The sequence below is a fragment of the Shewanella sp. BJSY2023SW001 genome (genome assembly GCF_047314685.1).
Taxonomy (GTDB): Bacteria; Pseudomonadota; Gammaproteobacteria; order Enterobacterales; family Shewanellaceae; genus Shewanella; species Shewanella indica.
Genome location: NZ_JBKORF010000072.1, coordinates 1 through 15,369, shown reverse-complemented (window position 1 = coordinate 15,369; position 15,369 = coordinate 1). Strand labels below are relative to the sequence as shown.

Here is a 15,369-nt window from a genome sequence, read left to right as displayed (position 1 = left end):
CAATTGGCGTTCAAGGCGTCAACGCCAGTAAGGGAGTTGCTGCAGCGCCATCTTGCGGGATTGCTCCATCGCAAAAATCAAACTCTGCTGTTTGTCGGTCAAGGCTTCGGCACACTCAGGCGCCAACTGCTCGGCCATGACATAAGCGCCAAGACTGATGATCCCATGACTCAAGTCCTGCCAGGGGGCACGGAAACTATCGCGAGCCTTGGATGAGTAGAGACTGCCATAAGCCAGCCCCACCAAGATGCCTTCATCCAAGGGCGTTGCCAGTTTCAAATAGTCATCACGGCTGAGTTCATCCCCCGGCATGGCCGCCAACAACTTTTGCCAGGATGCCTCCTGCAGACCGTCACAGGTTCCCTTCAAGCCACCGGCCACGACTATCTGCATTTCACCACTGGCAAGTTCGAGCAACATGTTCACCAGTTGCAACTGCAGCTGACCATAGCGGCAATCCTGCCATAGCGTTTGTAAACGGCCGTGGAAATCCATATTTTGCAACTGTTGCGATGCCCGTTCACGCACATCCCCCGCATTGCCCAGCTTACCAAGCAGCAACTTATCCTGGGCCAAACGCCCGAGATAATTGGCTTCTGTCACAAAAGCGAGTTGCTGCTCCAGCCAGGAAAATCCCGCTTTGGTCTGGCTGTTGCCCAGGGTGAACTGCCCCAAAGTCAAGCGCAGCAGGCGCACGCAAGAGCGCAGACGCTGCCACAATAGCGCTTGCCCTACCGGGTCATCAAAACTCTCGGCAATCATGCCCTCCAACAGTTGCCAACGCTCCAACGCCGTTTCCAGCACCACCAAGAGTGTCGCCTTGATATCATTATCACAGGGCAGACTGATATATTGCAGCGCTTCCAACGCCAGTGGACTGGCCTGCTGCGCCAGGCGATAGCCTCGCTGCGCCTTACTGGCCTTCCCCAGGCGCAGGGGCACATTGGCTGCCACCTGCTGTGCCAGCGGTAAGAGATCGGCTGCTCGGCCCCGCTTGAGTTCAAATTCCAGCTCACAAAGCGATTCGCTCCGGCCCCCGGCACTGATAGTGCCGGTATCCAGTGCCAGCTCTATCAGGCTATCCCCCTGAATCACCAACCAGCAGCAACGCTGAAAATCAGTATGAAACAGGCAACCGAGGCGGGCTTGCAGTCCGTCGATATCGGTATTCTCAGGCCAAATTTCAGCAGGAAACAGCGATAAAACAGGGCTGTTGGCATCAATATCGACATTGTATTCCGGTCGACTGTGGATCCCACCGCTGACCCGACCGGCTGTTTTTATGGTCTGCTCCCGCTTACCGTCACATCCGCGGACTCTAAGCCCCATATCCAGCTGACGCAGTGCCAGCTCTGGCGTATCATAATAGCCATTACTCAATAGCTGGCATCCCTGGGATGTAGCGGCGGGTAAAGAGTTCAGAAATGTGGTCAGCTGACTGACTTCTGTGGCGGGGAAAAAGAGCTTAAGTTCTATCTCATTTTGTTGATTGTCGGCATCCATGGTGCGCTACTGCTCATTTTGTCATCAAAAATTCATCATCTCGTCATTCAAAGGTCACAATGTCATATTGTTGTCACAAAAATGACCTAGGATTATCCTGTCGGGTGATATATAACCCGATAGAATAAAAACTGACGTGTTTTCTGTAAAAACACAGTTTCAATAAGCGGACGCTTGGGTTAACATTCGCCCGCATTTCCAATAGTGGAATAACCTAAATAGGTAAACGGCTATGCCAGTAAACTCTATTTTAGGCGTGTTTGCAAAATCGCCGATAAAACCTCTGCAAGAGCATATAGACAAAGTATACGATTGTGCTTCGCTACTCGTGCCCTTCTTCGAAGCGACCATAGCTGAAGATTGGGACAGTGCGGTCACTATTCGCAAGAAGATCAGCCAAGAGGAAAAAGAAGCTGACTTTCTTAAACGCGAAATCCGCCTGACACTGCCAGGTGGCTTGTTTATGCCAGTAGAAAGGACTGACTTACTGGAGCTCCTGACCCAACAGGACAAAATCGCTAATAAAGCTAAAGATATTTCCGGTCGAATCATCGGCCGCCAACTGCTTGTTCCTCAAACCATCCAAACCCCATTCATCGCTTATTTGCAGCGCTGCCTAGATGCAGTCGCCCTGGCCAAAGAAGCGATCAACGAGCTCGATGATCTGCTGGAAGCAGGCTTTAGAGGCCGTGAAGTGGATTTGGTAGCCAAAATGATCAGTGAACTCGATGCTATCGAAGAAGACACTGATGATCTGCAAATTCAGGTGCGTCGACAGCTGTTCGCCATGGAAGCTGAACTTAATCCTATCGATGTCATGTTCCTCTATAAGATAATTGAGTGGGTTGGTGACCTGGCAGATCTTGCCGAACGTGTCGGTTCCCGCCTTGAGCTGATGCTGGCTCGCGTCTAACAAACAAAAGGTTATCAAGGTAACAACATGGTTGATGTATTAGTCACCTATGGCCCATGGCTCATAGGTATCGCGGCTGTTTTCGGGTTTCTTATGGCCTGGGGCATTGGGGCCAACGACGTAGCAAATGCTATGGGTACGTCTGTTGGTTCAAACGCTATTACCATTAAGCAAGCGATTATTATCGCAATGATCTTTGAATTCGCCGGTGCCTATCTGGCCGGTGGTGAAGTCACCAGTACTATACGAAAAGGGATCATAGATTCCGCTTTCTTCATAGATAGCCCCGAGCTACTGGTCTACGGCATGATAGCCTCTCTATTGGCTGCGGGTATCTGGCTGGTAGCCGCATCAGCTCTTGGCTGGCCGGTTTCCACCACTCACTCTATCGTGGGAGCCATCATAGGCTTTGCTGCTGTGGGTGTGGGCACTGAAGCCGTTGCCTGGGGCAAAGTCGTTGGTATCGTTGGCTCTTGGGTCGTCACCCCGGCCATCTCAGGCTTTATCGCCTTTATGATTTTCCAGAGCGTACAAAAACTGATTTTCAATACTGAAAACCCTTTGGAAAACGCTAAACGTTATGTGCCTTTCTACATGGCCTTTGCCGGCTTTGTAATGTCTTTGGTTACCATCACCAAGGGCCTTAAGCACGTTGGTCTCAAGTTCAGTACTGTAGAAGCCTATCTGTTGGCATTGGCAATCGCCATTCTGGTGGGTATTGCGGGTAAAATCGCCATCAGCCGTCTGAAGATGAGCAGCAAAAACGATCGCCAGACCAACTTCGGCAATGTTGAACGAGTCTTCGCCATTCTGATGGTTGTGACCGCCTGTTGTATGGCTTTTGCCCACGGCTCCAACGACGTGGCCAATGCTATTGGTCCATTGGCTGCAGTTGTCTCTGTGGTAAACAGTGGCGGTGCCATTGAAGCCAAGGCACCGCTGGTTTGGTGGATTCTGCCTCTGGGTGCCGTTGGTATCGTTATGGGTCTGGCCATCTTCGGCAAGCGCGTAATGACCACTATAGGTAAGAATATTACTCACCTGACCCCAAGTCGTGGCTTTGCCGCCGAACTGGCCGCAGCCTCAACCGTGGTTATCGCCTCGGGCACAGGTTTACCTATTTCCACCACTCAAACTCTGGTAGGTGCGGTATTGGGTGTGGGTATGGCCAGGGGGATTGCCGCCATCAATATCGGTGTGGTTCGCAACATTGTAGTTTCATGGGTAGTGACCTTGCCAGCCGGTGCCGGCCTGTCTATTCTGTTCTTCTTCACCATCAAAGGTGTGTTCGGTTAACAGAAGTAGCATTAGAAATCACGGTAAATATCATGATTATAAGAGGGAAGTCGAATGACTTCCCTCTTGCATTGAAGCCTTCAAATCCCTAGCATGTGGGCAGTATTTTGCGACAGAGAATGACTAAGTGTTAAGACTCCTGACTCTCATAGGGATGATGCTCCTGTCTCCCACCCTATTGGCCCAAGGCCAGACGCGCTATATTTCGGATGATGTCTTCATCTACATTCATGGTGGACCCGGCACTCAATACCGGATCCTGGGTAGTATCGAAGCCGGTCAGCAGATAAACGTGTTGCCTGAGCGCCAAGGCGATTACACCAAGATTATCGACCATAAGGATCGTGAAGGCTGGGTACTGACCAGCATGATCTCCAAGGACAAGTCGCTGCGTTTTCGCGTCTCAGAACTGGAAAGCCAGTTGGTCGAAGCCAAAAGCCAGCTCACAGGACTTCAGAGCGAAAATGGTGACTTCAAGGGCGAGCTTGGCAGCCTCAAATCTCAGCTGAGCAAGGCCCAGGCCGAACTGGCCCAAGCCAGTGCAGAACGCGATGAAGCCATCGCCAAGCTCAAATCGATGAAAGATAATGAGCGTTTCCGTATGTGGCAGGAAGGCGGACTCATCGCCGCCCTGGGTTTAATCCTCGGGGTCATTCTGGTTTACATGCCAAGACCACAGCGACGCAAGAAAGATCGTTGGATGTAATAACATTTTTCCCTTCTTAAAGGCCAGTGTTTAAAACCACTGGCCTTTTGTTTATGTGACTTTACAGCTGGGGTGCGTAAAGCCAATTAAACAATTTTCACATTCCCGCCAAGATTGGTGTCACAGATCACATTTTGATTGTATAATCGGCGCGCGCAAGCGCCGATATTGTATACAAAATTAATAAAGCGTCTTTTGCGTCAGACATATTCCAGGTAATTCGAGCAGTCATTAACTGCCCCCCAACCGGCTTAGATGGAAGCGATAACTATGTTCAAAGCGAGTGAAGTTCTGGCAGGCCACTATGATAGCGCCAATCTCGACGAACTCTTTAAAGCCATCAGTGACAACTATATTGTCGACGAAGAGCAATATCTGTCCGATCTGATCAAGCTAGTCCCGTCGAGTGACGAAACCATAGAGCGTGTGACCCGTCGCGCCCACGACTTGGTCAGCAAGGTTCGTCAATATGACAAAAAAGGTCTGATGGTAGGTATAGACGCTTTTTTACAGCAATACAGCCTTGAAACTCAAGAAGGCATCATACTCATGTGCCTGGCCGAAGCCCTGCTGCGGATCCCGGATCCGGAAACGGCCGATGCCCTGATTGAAGACAAGCTCTCAGGTGCCAAATGGGACGAGCATCTGTCAAAGAGTGATTCTGTATTGGTCAACGCCTCGACATGGGGCCTGATGCTGACGGGCAAAATCGTCAAACTTGACCGCAACCTGGATGGCAGTCCAAGCAACTTACTGAAACGCTTGGTTAATCGCCTGGGTGAGCCGGTGATCCGCCAAGCCATGTATGCCGCCATGAAGATCATGGGCAAACAGTTCGTACTCGGCCGCACAGTTAAAGAAGCGCTGAAAAACAGTGAAGACAAGCGCAAGCAGGGCTATACCCACTCTTACGACATGCTGGGTGAAGCCGCTCTGACCCAGAGAGATGCCGAGAAATACTTCCAGGATTACTCCCACGCCATCAGCGAATTGGGAGCCCAGCAGTACGATGAATCCCAGGCGCCCAGACCGACGATTTCCATCAAGCTGTCGGCGCTGCATCCCCGCTATGAAGTGGCCAATGAAGACAGAGTCATGTCCGAGTTGTATGCCACTGTGATCAAGCTGATTGAGCAGGCTCGCAGCCTGAATGTCGGTATCTCTATCGATGCCGAAGAGGTAGACCGTCTCGAGCTGTCACTCAAGCTGTTCCGCAAGTTATACAACTCAGAAGCCGCCAAGGGCTGGGGCCTATTAGGCATAGTGGTTCAGGCTTACTCTAAACGGGCACTGCCTGTACTCCTGTGGCTGACCAAGCTTGCCAAAGAGCAAGGCGATGAAATCCCGTTGCGACTGGTGAAAGGCGCTTACTGGGACAGCGAACTCAAGTGGGCCCAACAGGCAGGTGAAGCCGGTTATCCCCTCTACACCCGCAAGGTGGGGACGGATCTCTCCTATCTGGCCTGTGCTCGTTTCCTGTTATCGGACAAGACCCGTGGTGCCATCTATCCACAATTTGCCAGCCATAACGCCCAGACAGTCGCTGCCATCAGCGATATGGCCGGCGATCGTGAGTTTGAATTCCAGCGTCTGCACGGCATGGGACAGGAGTTGTACGACACCATTTTGGCGGAAAGCCGAGCTCGCACCGTCAGAATTTATGCGCCGATAGGTGCCCATAAAGATCTGCTGCCCTATCTGGTGCGCCGTCTGCTGGAAAACGGTGCCAACACTTCATTTGTGCATAAGTTGGTGGATCCCAACACACCAATCGATTCACTGATCACCCACCCTCTGGTGACAGTCAAACAATACAAAACCCTGGCCAATAACAAGATAGTGAAGCCTGCCGACATCTTTGGCAGCGAACGCAAAAACTCCAAGGGACTCAATATGAACATTCTCTCTGAAGCCGAACCCTTCTTCGCGGCACTGGATCAGTTCAAGGCTCATCAATGGCATGCAGGCCCGCTGATCAATGGTGAAACCCTGAGCGGCGAGTCAAAGCCGGTTGTCAGCCCCTATGACACGACACAAACCGTCGGTCAGGTGGTTTTTGCCGACAACCAAGCCGTTGAGCAGGCCATCAGTTCAGCCGTCGCCGCCTTCCCAGCCTGGTGTCGCACGCCGGTGGCACAGCGCGCCAGCGCACTGCAAAAACTGGCCGACCTGCTGGAAGAAAATCGCGAAGAGCTGATAGTGCTCTGTACCCGTGAAGCCGGCAAGAGCCTGCAGGACGGCATAGATGAAGTCCGAGAAGCCATCGACTTCTGCCGCTACTATGCGGTGCAGGCCAAGAAGATGATGAGCAAGCCCGAGCTGCTCCCCGGGCCAACCGGTGAATTGAACGAACTGTTTGTTCAAGGCCGCGGTGTCTTTGTCTGTATCAGCCCCTGGAACTTCCCGTTGGCGATTTTCCTCGGTCAGGTGACAGCAGCCCTTGCTGCCGGCAACACAGTTATCGCCAAGCCGGCCGAGCAAACCTGCCTGGTGGGCTACCGCGCCGTACAACTGGCCCATGAAGCCGGGATCCCCAAAGAAGCGCTGCAATTCCTGCCGGGCACAGGCGCCAGTGTCGGCGCCGCACTGACCAGCGACGAACGTATCGGCGGTGTCTGCTTCACAGGTTCGACCGGCACGGCCAAGGTGATCAACCGTGCTCTGGCTGCCCGCGAAGGCGCCATCATTCCGCTTATCGCCGAAACCGGTGGTCAAAATGCCATGGTGGTGGACTCCACCTCCCAGCCGGAGCAAGTGGTCAACGATGTGGTTGCCTCTTCCTTTACCAGCGCTGGCCAGCGCTGCTCGGCGCTGCGGGTACTCTATCTGCAGGAAGATATCGCCGATCGGGTACTGGAGATCCTCAAGGGTGCAATGGATGAACTCAGCATTGGCTATCCTGGTTCAGTGAAGACAGATGTCGGCCCTGTGATCGATGCCACAGCCAAAGCCAATCTCAACGCCCATATCGAGCACATCAAACAGGTAGGCAAGCTTATCAAACAGGTGGAGCTGCCCGCTGACTGCAAGGATGGCCATTTCGTTGCTCCAACCGCGGTGGAAATCGATTCCATCAAGGTGCTGGAGAAAGAACATTTCGGCCCAATACTGCACGTTATCCGTTTCAAAGCCTCAGAGCTGGACAAGGTGATTGCCGATATCAACAGCACAGGCTTTGGTCTGACTCTGGGGATCCATAGCCGCAACGAAGGCCACGCCCTGAGCGTTGCCGACCAAGTCAATGTAGGTAACGTCTATATTAACCGTAACCAGATTGGCGCCGTGGTGGGTGTGCAGCCCTTCGGTGGTCAGGGGCTTTCCGGCACAGGTCCCAAGGCCGGCGGGCCACACTACCTGACCCGCTTTATGACAGAAAAGACCCGCACCAACAACATCACAGCCATAGGTGGCAATGCTACTCTGCTGTCACTGGGTGATGCGGAATAATCTCCACCCATGAAAAAAGCCAGGAATTATTTCCTGGCTTTTTATTATCTGCTCGCGGCAAACAAACTCACGCTATCAGCTCTTGGCTTCCTCGGGACAAAAGTTATCCATCACCAGAGCGCAGGCGGCATCGCCGGTAATATTCAGCGATGTACGTATCATGTCGAAAATCCGGTCGAGGGCAAACAGCAGTGGCAGTCCATCGATAGGGATCTTGGCCGCCAGTAATACGGCCACCACCAGGAAAGAAGGCCCAGGCACCCCGGCCTGGCCAATAGCACCCAAGGTAGAGGTGAAGATGATAGCCGCATAGGCGGCAAGGCTCAGATCAATGTTATACATTTGGGCAAAGAACATGGCGACCAAACCATAATAGATGGCGTTGCCGCTCATATTGATGGTGGCGCCCAACGGCAATACGAAAGAAGCCGTGGCTTTTGAGACCTTCAACTCCTGCTCACAGGTTTCCATATTCACCGGCAAGGTCGCCATGGAGGAAGCCGTAGACAAGGCCATCACCTGGGGCTTTTTCATTGCACTGATGAAGCGCGCCGCCGACACCTTGGAAAACAGCTGCACCATCAAGGGGAAGAAGATGAAAGCGTAAATCAAAATTGCACCAACGAAGACGATGAATAACTTGAATACCACCTCAAGGGCATCAAAACCAAAGGTGCCGACTGAGTCGGCCATCAGACCGAATACCCCTATGGGTGCCACCAACATGACACAGTTAATCATCCAGACCATAGCCTCTGTGATGGCATTAAGCGCCCCAAGGATCGGCTTGGCGCCATCGCCCTTGACCTTGGTCAGTGCTATGCCAAAGAAAATACTGAACACCAGGATCTGTAAAATATTCCCTCCGGTCAGCGACTCAAATACATTGGTTGGTATCATGCCGATGAAGGTATCCATCACCCCGGGGAGATCGCCCTGTTCTTTGGTGACTTCCATTAGGTCAGTCATGCTGTGGGCAGTAAAATCAACTCCCTTACCCGGTTGAAACAGGTTTCCCAGCACCAGTGCCAAGGTGACTGCGATACCCGAAGTCACAATAAAGAAGCCGAATGTTCCTAGACCGATTTTCCCAGCCGAAGGGGTGTCCCCCAAACTGGCAGCACCAGAGATGATAGCCACCAATACCAGCGGTATGACCAACATCTTGATCAAATGGATAAAAATAGTCCCCAATGGGGCAAACATGCTGGCATCCTCACCTAACCACCAGCCTACAGCCGCCCCCAAAAACATGGCAATCACGACTTGCACGCCGATATTGCCAATCCAGTGTTTGTTATTCATTGTTATGTCTCCGCCGCACAAGGGCGTCATCTTGTCAAAATCAAAGCGGGCAAAGGTACCACATTCAAGCCAATCGCTTCCGTGAGTTTTCTCGACTCAGGCTCAACAATTAGTCAAAAATGGCAAAAGATGCAAAGAGAATTTAAAATATTCAATTTTCCCTGCCTTTAAATGAGAAAAGTTTAAATAAACTCGCCTTGTAACGGCTTAAAATAGAGATATCTCAACAACTATAAGTGAGTCGAGACAGCCAAGGCTGCTGCTGCAGCCAACCCTACCAGCACTATCCAGACAATGGCATTGCCGCTTCCGGGTTCTTTGTCGGCCAATTCCAGTTCAGGATGCCCCTGCAAATAGTCATCCACCTTCTTTTTTGCCTCTTTCAGGCTCAGGTTGTCTCGTTCTCGCAGGAGTTTAATTGCATGAATCGTCTGCCGGTCTTCCAGTAGACTGATCACTTCCAAATCCAAGGAGCGCTCTTTGGTGGGGGTCATAGTATCTTCCTGATTAGTGGGGACGTCATTGTCACAACTTTTATAATACTGATAACTTTAGCTATAAAAAAGCATAGAGCCAAGTAGTAACTTGTTCTCTTTTTTAGCTATTCAGATTCTCCAACTGCCTGTATACCTCCCTTACAAATCCTCTAAAAATCATACGATTTCCCATTTAAGTTGGCTTGGGATTTGAACAAAAAGCGTGCAGACAGCATGTTTGTCTGCCGATTGCAGTAAATCATGCTGATTTAAACCTTAACTAAATTCAAAAACCAAACACATCTGCACGGAGATTTTCAAAGTAACCCTCTATTTTTTAACGGCTGCATACGATCATTAATAAACTTTCATCCCGCCCTAATCTTAGCCTCATCTACAGTTGTTTATCCTGCCGCCGCTTTAAAAACCAAGACCCTAAGGAGAACAGAATGCAAAGAAGCATATGGCTGGTTCCTCTCGTTGCCGGACTGAGCGCCTGTGGCGGTTCAGATTCCAATGAGTCGAACAATCCCGATCCCCAACCGCCGGTTGCCACTTTGGCCAAGACTATCCAAGGTACCCTGCAAAAGGTCGATACGGATACGCTTTGGGTCAATGGTGTAGCAATCCCGGCGGCTAGGGCCAGTGTTGAAATCAATGAAACCAAGGCCAGCATCACTGAGTTGAAGCCCGGTATGCAGCTCAACATCAAGACAGATGGCAGCAGTGCCATCAGCGTAGACTATGACCCTGTGCTGGTATCCCCGGTGAACGCAATTGATGGCGAGCAAGCTATTGTGGCCGGTTACCAAGTAACTGGACTTGACCTCAATAAAGTCAAGGCAGGTGACATAGTTGAGCTCAGTGGTTACAACCTGAGTGATAGTCAGTTCAAGGCCACCTATTTTGCTATCGACAATGACAGGCAAGAGATGGAAGTTGAAGGGCGGGTAAGCAAGCTGGACACTCATCTGAAGCAGTTCTATCTCGGTAGTATGCAGGTGGACTATGGTGCCAATGCCGTGCAGGTAGATGACACGCTGGCCAACGGTTCCTGGGTAGAAGTTGAAGGTCAATATCAGGGTGAAGTATTGCTGGCTTCTGAAGTGGAAGTCGAACGCGCCCCGGATTTGGACAAGGGCACTGAGGTGGAACTCGAAGGTCAGGTTACCTGGGTCAACGAGTTGCAGACCCGCTTTACCTTGAACCAAAAATGGCAAGTGACCCTGGATGGCAAAACCCACTTTGAAGATGGTACTGTTGCCGATCTCAAACCCGGCGCCTTGGTCGATGTGGAAGGCCTGTGGCAAGACGACACTCAAGAGCTGCAGGCCACCGAGATTGACTTTGAAAAACAGAGTCAGCCACCAGTAATTGCAAGCCACGCTTTTGAAGTTGAAGGCAAGGCTGTGTATGACGCCGGTGTATTCAGCATCAACGGCATAGTACTGACACTGACACCTCAGACTCGTTTTGAAGATGGTTTGAACCAAGCCAGCCTCAACGGTACCTGGGTACAGGTTGAAGGCTCAGAGCAAAATGGTCAATTCCTGGTGATGGAGATCGAACCTGAGGTGCAGGAAGCAGATATAGAGCTCAAGGGCTTGGTCAATGATGACGGCCAAGGCGCCAGCCTCTGGGGTTATAAGGCCAGCGATGAAAGCCTTGAGCCTCATATTGGCAAAAGGGTCGAGCTGGAATGCCACTTAAGTGGTGAACTGCTGAGCCAGTGCCGCCTGGATGATTGATAACACAAGATGAACAAAGAGTGCCGGCTTTCTGTCGGCACTCTTTTTTTTCTGCAGACGGCTTTATCGCAAAGGCCTGAAGCCTGCGTAACTCAACTTGCCTTGCTGGTTTAGCGAATCACCAAGGGGTTTTAGTTTGGCCTCGGTGCGGCTCTTACAGCCACAGCCGCCACCACAACCGCCTTTCGCCTCCCCCTCATGGCCATGATCTTCACCATGACAAGCTGCGCCGGTTTCATTATGACCATGACAACCGCAGCCGCCACCACAACCGCCTTTGGCTTGATGTTTGAGTGACGGGCGTCCAGCCGCAGCACTGGTCAGCCGTAACTGAATATCACTGGCCGCAACCAGCAAAGCGGCGATATCGCGGCTCTCTTTGCCGGGCCGACAAACGCTGATGCCACCATCGAGCAGCTTACCCAACATTCGCTCGCCGATTTGATCCACCAACACAATGCGGCCACCTTTGTCCTTGATAAGTTGCAGCATCGCCTTTTTGGCGGCGCAATTGCCGCCTGCGGCTGCCGGATTATCCAGGGTAAAACAGTGGTTGTGCTCGTTATCGTAAAAGGCCAGCTCTTTGGCCTTGGTAAAATGCCCGGCCAAGCGGCCCCGGCTCATGGGTATCACTATCATCTCTGTTCCTCAGTGTGGGGCAACTCCAGCATCTGTCCCTCTATCAGGGCCTTGGCCAGCTTATGGCGGGCCTGCTTAATCAAGTTGCCAAAGGTCTGCCTGGATATCCCCATCTGCTCGGCGGCCTCTTGTTGCGCCAGACCGCGAAAGTCGGCCAACGCCAGGGCCTCGAACTCATCGGCCGCTAAGGCGACTGCTTCCAGGGCTGAGGCCGGAATGCCGTTGGGTTTATAAAAGCGGCAGGGCGTGCCATGCTGCAGGCGGCGGCATTTTCTGGGTCTGGGCATGGGAGTATCCTTATTAGTTATTAGCATATGCCAATAACTTTATTCTGACTTTGAACCCGTATGGGATCTGTGATCCAGGCGAGAATTTAGCGCTTTTAAAAGAAAAAGGGATGCTGAGCATCCCTTTGAATAAGTCTAACTTGAGCCTCTTTTTGAGTATCTTCTTGAGCCTCTTCTTGAGTCTCTTTTTGAACCTCTGGGGCTCAATGTAACCTCTGATACAGGGCGCTGTAGGCGGTCGACTCCTGCAGCAGTTGCTCATGGCTGCCACTGGCCACTAGCTTGCCTTCATCCAGCAGGTGAATGGCATCCATCTGCGCCATACCGGTTAGGCGATGACTTATCATCACCAGCGTCTTGTCTTTGGCAAACTGCAGCAGCAACCTGAGGATCTCCTGTTCGGTGCGCCGATCCAGCCCCTCGGTGGGTTCATCAAGCAGCAGCAACGGCGCATCCCGCAGCAGCGCCCGAGCCACGCCGATCCGGCGCTGCTCACCACCGGATAACTGACGCCCGCCTTCACCTATCCAGGCGTTGAGCCCCTCACCCGCAAGTAACCCCTCCAGCCCAACCTGGCGCAGCACCTCGGCTAGCGTGTCATCGGTGACTTTTTCCGGCAAGGCCAGCTGCAGGTTATCTCTGAGACTGGCGCTGAGCAATTGTACCCGTTGACTGACCACTGTCATGGAAGCCCGCAAGGTCTTTTCATCCAAGGAGGCCACAGGCACACCGCCCAGCAGTATCTCACCCTGCTGCGGCTGCCACTGACGGGTTATCAAGGCCAGTAGGCTGGACTTACCCGAGCCGGTTTTACCCAGGAGTGCCACCTTGTTGCCCGCAGGGACCTGCAGTGACAAGCCTTGCAGCACTGGCTGGGTGTCCGTGTAACCGAAATGCAGATCTTTGATGATAAGGGCGCCGCTCTCGGGCCCAGTTGCCGAGACGGCAGGAAATTCAATGTCGGAGCGCTGCTCTGTCAACTCGGACACCCGCTTGGCAGCCAAGAGCACAGAAGACAGATGTTGAAAGGCACCGGCCAACGGCATCATCATCTCAATACAGGCCAGAGTGGCAAACAAGACCATGGCCAGCAAAGGCCCGGGGGGCACGGCCGGACCAACACCTGCGGCGGCAAACCAGAGCAGCAGCAACACCAGCAAGCCGTGACAGAGGATCAACATTGCCTGGCTCAGACCTGTGATCGCCGCCATCGCCTTCTGACTGGCAAACCAGCTCTGCTCGGCGCGGTCGAGTTCCGCCCGAAAGCTTTCAGCAGCGCCACCTTTGGCATCGGAAAACAGACTCAGCTCTGCCTGACCGGACAACCATTCCAGCAGCCGAACCCGGTAGCTGCGCCGCGCTTCAATCAGCTCGCGCCCGGGTCGCCTGCCAAGCAGATAGAACACACTCGGCAACAACAACCAACTGAGCAAGAGGCCAGTACAAAGCAGGATAGCCAAGTTGAGATCAAACCAACCGATAAAGGCGGTCAATGCCAGCAACATCAGCAAGAAGGCCGTCAGCGGCGTCAACAACCTCAGATACAGGTGATCCAGCGTGTCGATATCGGCCACCAAACGGTTGAGCAGATCGCCGCGGCGCATCCCGGATAGATTACGTTCACTCAAAGGCAGCAAAGAGCGCCAGGCCCACAACCTGAGATCGGTCAGGATCCTGAAGGTGGCCTCATGGGTAGCCAGCCTTTCACCGTAGCGGCTTGCCGTGCGGGCAATGGAGAGGAAACGCACCCCGCCCGCCGGAGTAAAGTAGTTGAAGGCTTCCGCCGTCACCAAAGCCAGACCGGCCACTGCGGTAGCAGATAAGAACCAACCGGAGAGCGACAGCAGGCCAATACCGGCCATTAGGGTCGTTACTGTCAGCAGCAGGCCGACAAACATCATCAAAGACTGGCGGCGGAATAGCCGGATAAAGGGCAGTAACAGCTTCATCTCAACGCTCCTCCCCTGACTCTGACTTTGACTCTGGTTTTGATTCTGACTTTAACTCGGGCACGGCTTCCGCCTCAGCGCTCGCGGCAATCGGCGGCGCCGATGCCTTTGGCGCATCATCGAGGGAAACCGCCAGCGGCAGCTCATCCAGCATCTGCGCCAGTAAGCCCGGCTGCGCTTTGAGTTCGGCAAAAGTGCCCTGCTGCACCAGTTTTCCCTGATCCAGCACCAGAACTCTGTCCATCCGATCCAGTTGATCCAATCTGTGGGTCACCATAAGGCAGCTCTTGCCAGCCATCGCCTGCCACAGCGCGCTAAGCACCAGTTGTTCACTCTGGCTGTCGAGGCTGGCGCTGGGCTCATCGAGCACAAACAGCTGCGCCTGACGCCCAAGGGCGCGGGCCAACGCCAGCCGCTGCGCCTGCCCCACAGACAGGCCACCGCTGTATTCATCCAATTGGTGCGCCAGCCCATCCGGCAAGGCGCGAACATAGTCGGCCACCTTGGCCTGTTGCAGATAATCCCACAATTGCGCCTCGGTCAGTTCGGGCTGGCCGAGACGCAGATTATCGGCGATAGAGCCGTGAAACAGCTGCGGATTCTGGCCAAGCCAGGCGATACGGCTGCGACAGGCGGCAGGATCCAGCTCGGCCAGTTCAATACCATTGAGCTTTAAGCTGCCCTCATAGGGCAGAAACCCCAGCAGAGCGTTGAGCAAGCTGGTTTTACCGGCGCCACTCGGGCCCACCAAGGCCAGCTTCTCGCCCGCCGCTAAGCTAAAACTCAACGGCCCCAGTAAAGGCACGCCGTCTATGCTCAATACCTTGAGATCCCGGGCCTGCAGTTCAATGCTCTCACCGGGGAGGGGCTGTTCGCCACGCTTGAGCGGCTCAGGCAACTCCAGCAGTGCCATCAAGGATTCGGCGGCGCCCACCGCCTGGGCCTTGGCATGGTAGTGAGTGCCCATGTCGCGCAGCGGCTGATAAAACTCAGGTGCCAAAATCAGCACAAACATGCCGGTAAACAGGCTGATACCCATGCCGTAATGACCAAAGTCCAGGTGCCCCAGATAACTGAAGCCGAAATATACCGCCAAAATA

The 15,369-nt window shown here is 53.1% G+C and carries 12 protein-coding genes; 5 read left to right on the top strand and 7 right to left on the bottom strand.

Translation table 11 applies throughout. The features are described from left to right. Window positions 1-18 precede the first annotated feature (18 nt). Window positions 19-1,503, bottom strand: coding sequence for an inorganic triphosphatase (locus ACMHXH_RS16340; protein ID WP_335912427.1), 1,485 nt, complete (start codon window positions 1,501-1,503; stop codon window positions 19-21). A gap of 232 nt (window positions 1,504-1,735) precedes the next feature. Here ACMHXH_RS16340 and ACMHXH_RS16335 point away from each other — a divergent pair, with 232 nt between their 5' ends. From ACMHXH_RS16335 to putA, 4 genes are all read left to right on the top strand, one after another. Beyond that, a complete protein-coding gene (locus tag ACMHXH_RS16335) occupies window positions 1,736-2,416 on the top strand; it encodes a TIGR00153 family protein (protein ID WP_039034527.1) in 681 nt (226 codons plus the stop codon). 27 nt (window positions 2,417-2,443) lie between these two features. Next, on the top strand, window positions 2,444-3,712 hold the full coding sequence (locus ACMHXH_RS16330) for an inorganic phosphate transporter (RefSeq protein ID WP_101052656.1): 1,269 nt from the start codon (window positions 2,444-2,446) through the stop codon (window positions 3,710-3,712). 127 nt (window positions 3,713-3,839) lie between these two features. Then, the gene (locus ACMHXH_RS16325; protein ID WP_083399717.1) at window positions 3,840-4,418 is read left to right on the top strand and encodes a TIGR04211 family SH3 domain-containing protein; all 579 of its coding nucleotides are present in this window, start codon (window positions 3,840-3,842) and stop codon (window positions 4,416-4,418) included. 255 nt (window positions 4,419-4,673) lie between these two features. Beyond that, window positions 4,674-7,865 carry a bifunctional proline dehydrogenase/L-glutamate gamma-semialdehyde dehydrogenase PutA gene (gene putA / locus ACMHXH_RS16320; RefSeq protein ID WP_177192571.1) on the top strand — a complete coding sequence of 1,064 codons (3,192 nt, stop codon included), beginning with the start codon at window positions 4,674-4,676 and terminating at the stop codon, window positions 7,863-7,865. A 75-nt stretch (window positions 7,866-7,940) separates the two neighbouring features. Here putA and ACMHXH_RS16315 read toward each other — a convergent pair whose 3' ends face one another. Together ACMHXH_RS16315 and ACMHXH_RS16310 are read right to left on the bottom strand one after the other, a co-directional pair. Further along, window positions 7,941-9,170, bottom strand: a complete 1,230-nt coding sequence (locus tag ACMHXH_RS16315; protein WP_039034523.1) for a dicarboxylate/amino acid:cation symporter — start codon at window positions 9,168-9,170, stop codon at window positions 7,941-7,943. Between the two features lie 230 nt (window positions 9,171-9,400). Next, window positions 9,401-9,664, bottom strand: a complete 264-nt coding sequence (locus tag ACMHXH_RS16310) for a hypothetical protein (RefSeq protein WP_039034522.1) — start codon at window positions 9,662-9,664, stop codon at window positions 9,401-9,403. A 431-nt stretch (window positions 9,665-10,095) separates the two neighbouring features. Between ACMHXH_RS16310 and ACMHXH_RS16305 the strand changes: the two genes are divergently transcribed. After that, a complete protein-coding gene (locus ACMHXH_RS16305) occupies window positions 10,096-11,394 on the top strand; it encodes a DUF5666 domain-containing protein (protein WP_335912428.1) in 1,299 nt (432 codons plus the stop codon). A 63-nt stretch (window positions 11,395-11,457) separates the two neighbouring features. Here the strand turns inward: ACMHXH_RS16305 and ACMHXH_RS16300 are convergent, their stop codons facing one another. The 4 genes from ACMHXH_RS16300 to ACMHXH_RS16285 all read right to left on the bottom strand — a co-directional run. Further along, complete coding sequence (locus ACMHXH_RS16300; RefSeq protein WP_039034520.1) at window positions 11,458-12,033, bottom strand: NifB/NifX family molybdenum-iron cluster-binding protein; 576 nt, start codon at window positions 12,031-12,033, stop codon at window positions 11,458-11,460. Beyond that, window positions 12,030-12,320, bottom strand: a complete 291-nt coding sequence (locus ACMHXH_RS16295) for a DUF134 domain-containing protein (RefSeq protein WP_025888568.1) — start codon at window positions 12,318-12,320, stop codon at window positions 12,030-12,032. Before ACMHXH_RS16295 ends, ACMHXH_RS16300 begins: the two co-directional genes overlap by 4 nt. Before the next feature lie 203 nt (window positions 12,321-12,523). Then, window positions 12,524-14,269 (bottom strand): heme ABC transporter ATP-binding protein/permease CydC, encoded by a 1,746-nt coding sequence (gene cydC / locus ACMHXH_RS16290; RefSeq protein WP_071475450.1) that lies wholly within the window; start codon window positions 14,267-14,269, stop codon window positions 12,524-12,526. Between the two features lies 1 nt (window position 14,270). After that, a partial coding sequence (locus ACMHXH_RS16285; protein WP_413738326.1) for an ATP-binding cassette domain-containing protein occupies window positions 14,271-15,369 on the bottom strand: 1,099 nt, incomplete at its 5' end.

Excerpts from the sequence above, each read along its gene's own strand:
- ACMHXH_RS16340 (WP_335912427.1), bottom strand. The coding sequence starts at position 1,503 with ATGGATGCCGACAATCAACAAAATGAGATAGAACTTAAGCTCTTTTTC.
- ACMHXH_RS16335 (WP_039034527.1), top strand. The coding sequence starts at position 1,736 with ATGCCAGTAAACTCTATTTTAGGCGTGTTTGCAAAATCGCCGATAAAA.
- ACMHXH_RS16330 (WP_101052656.1), top strand. The coding sequence starts at position 2,444 with ATGGTTGATGTATTAGTCACCTATGGCCCATGGCTCATAGGTATCGCG.
- putA (WP_177192571.1), top strand. The coding sequence starts at position 4,674 with ATGGAAGCGATAACTATGTTCAAAGCGAGTGAAGTTCTGGCAGGCCAC.
- ACMHXH_RS16315 (WP_039034523.1), bottom strand. The coding sequence starts at position 9,170 with ATGAATAACAAACACTGGATTGGCAATATCGGCGTGCAAGTCGTGATT.
- ACMHXH_RS16310 (WP_039034522.1), bottom strand. The coding sequence starts at position 9,664 with ATGACCCCCACCAAAGAGCGCTCCTTGGATTTGGAAGTGATCAGTCTA.
- ACMHXH_RS16305 (WP_335912428.1), top strand. The coding sequence starts at position 10,096 with ATGCAAAGAAGCATATGGCTGGTTCCTCTCGTTGCCGGACTGAGCGCC.
- ACMHXH_RS16300 (WP_039034520.1), bottom strand. The coding sequence starts at position 12,033 with ATGATAGTGATACCCATGAGCCGGGGCCGCTTGGCCGGGCATTTTACC.
- ACMHXH_RS16295 (WP_025888568.1), bottom strand. The coding sequence starts at position 12,320 with ATGCCCAGACCCAGAAAATGCCGCCGCCTGCAGCATGGCACGCCCTGC.
- cydC (WP_071475450.1), bottom strand. The coding sequence starts at position 14,269 with ATGAAGCTGTTACTGCCCTTTATCCGGCTATTCCGCCGCCAGTCTTTG.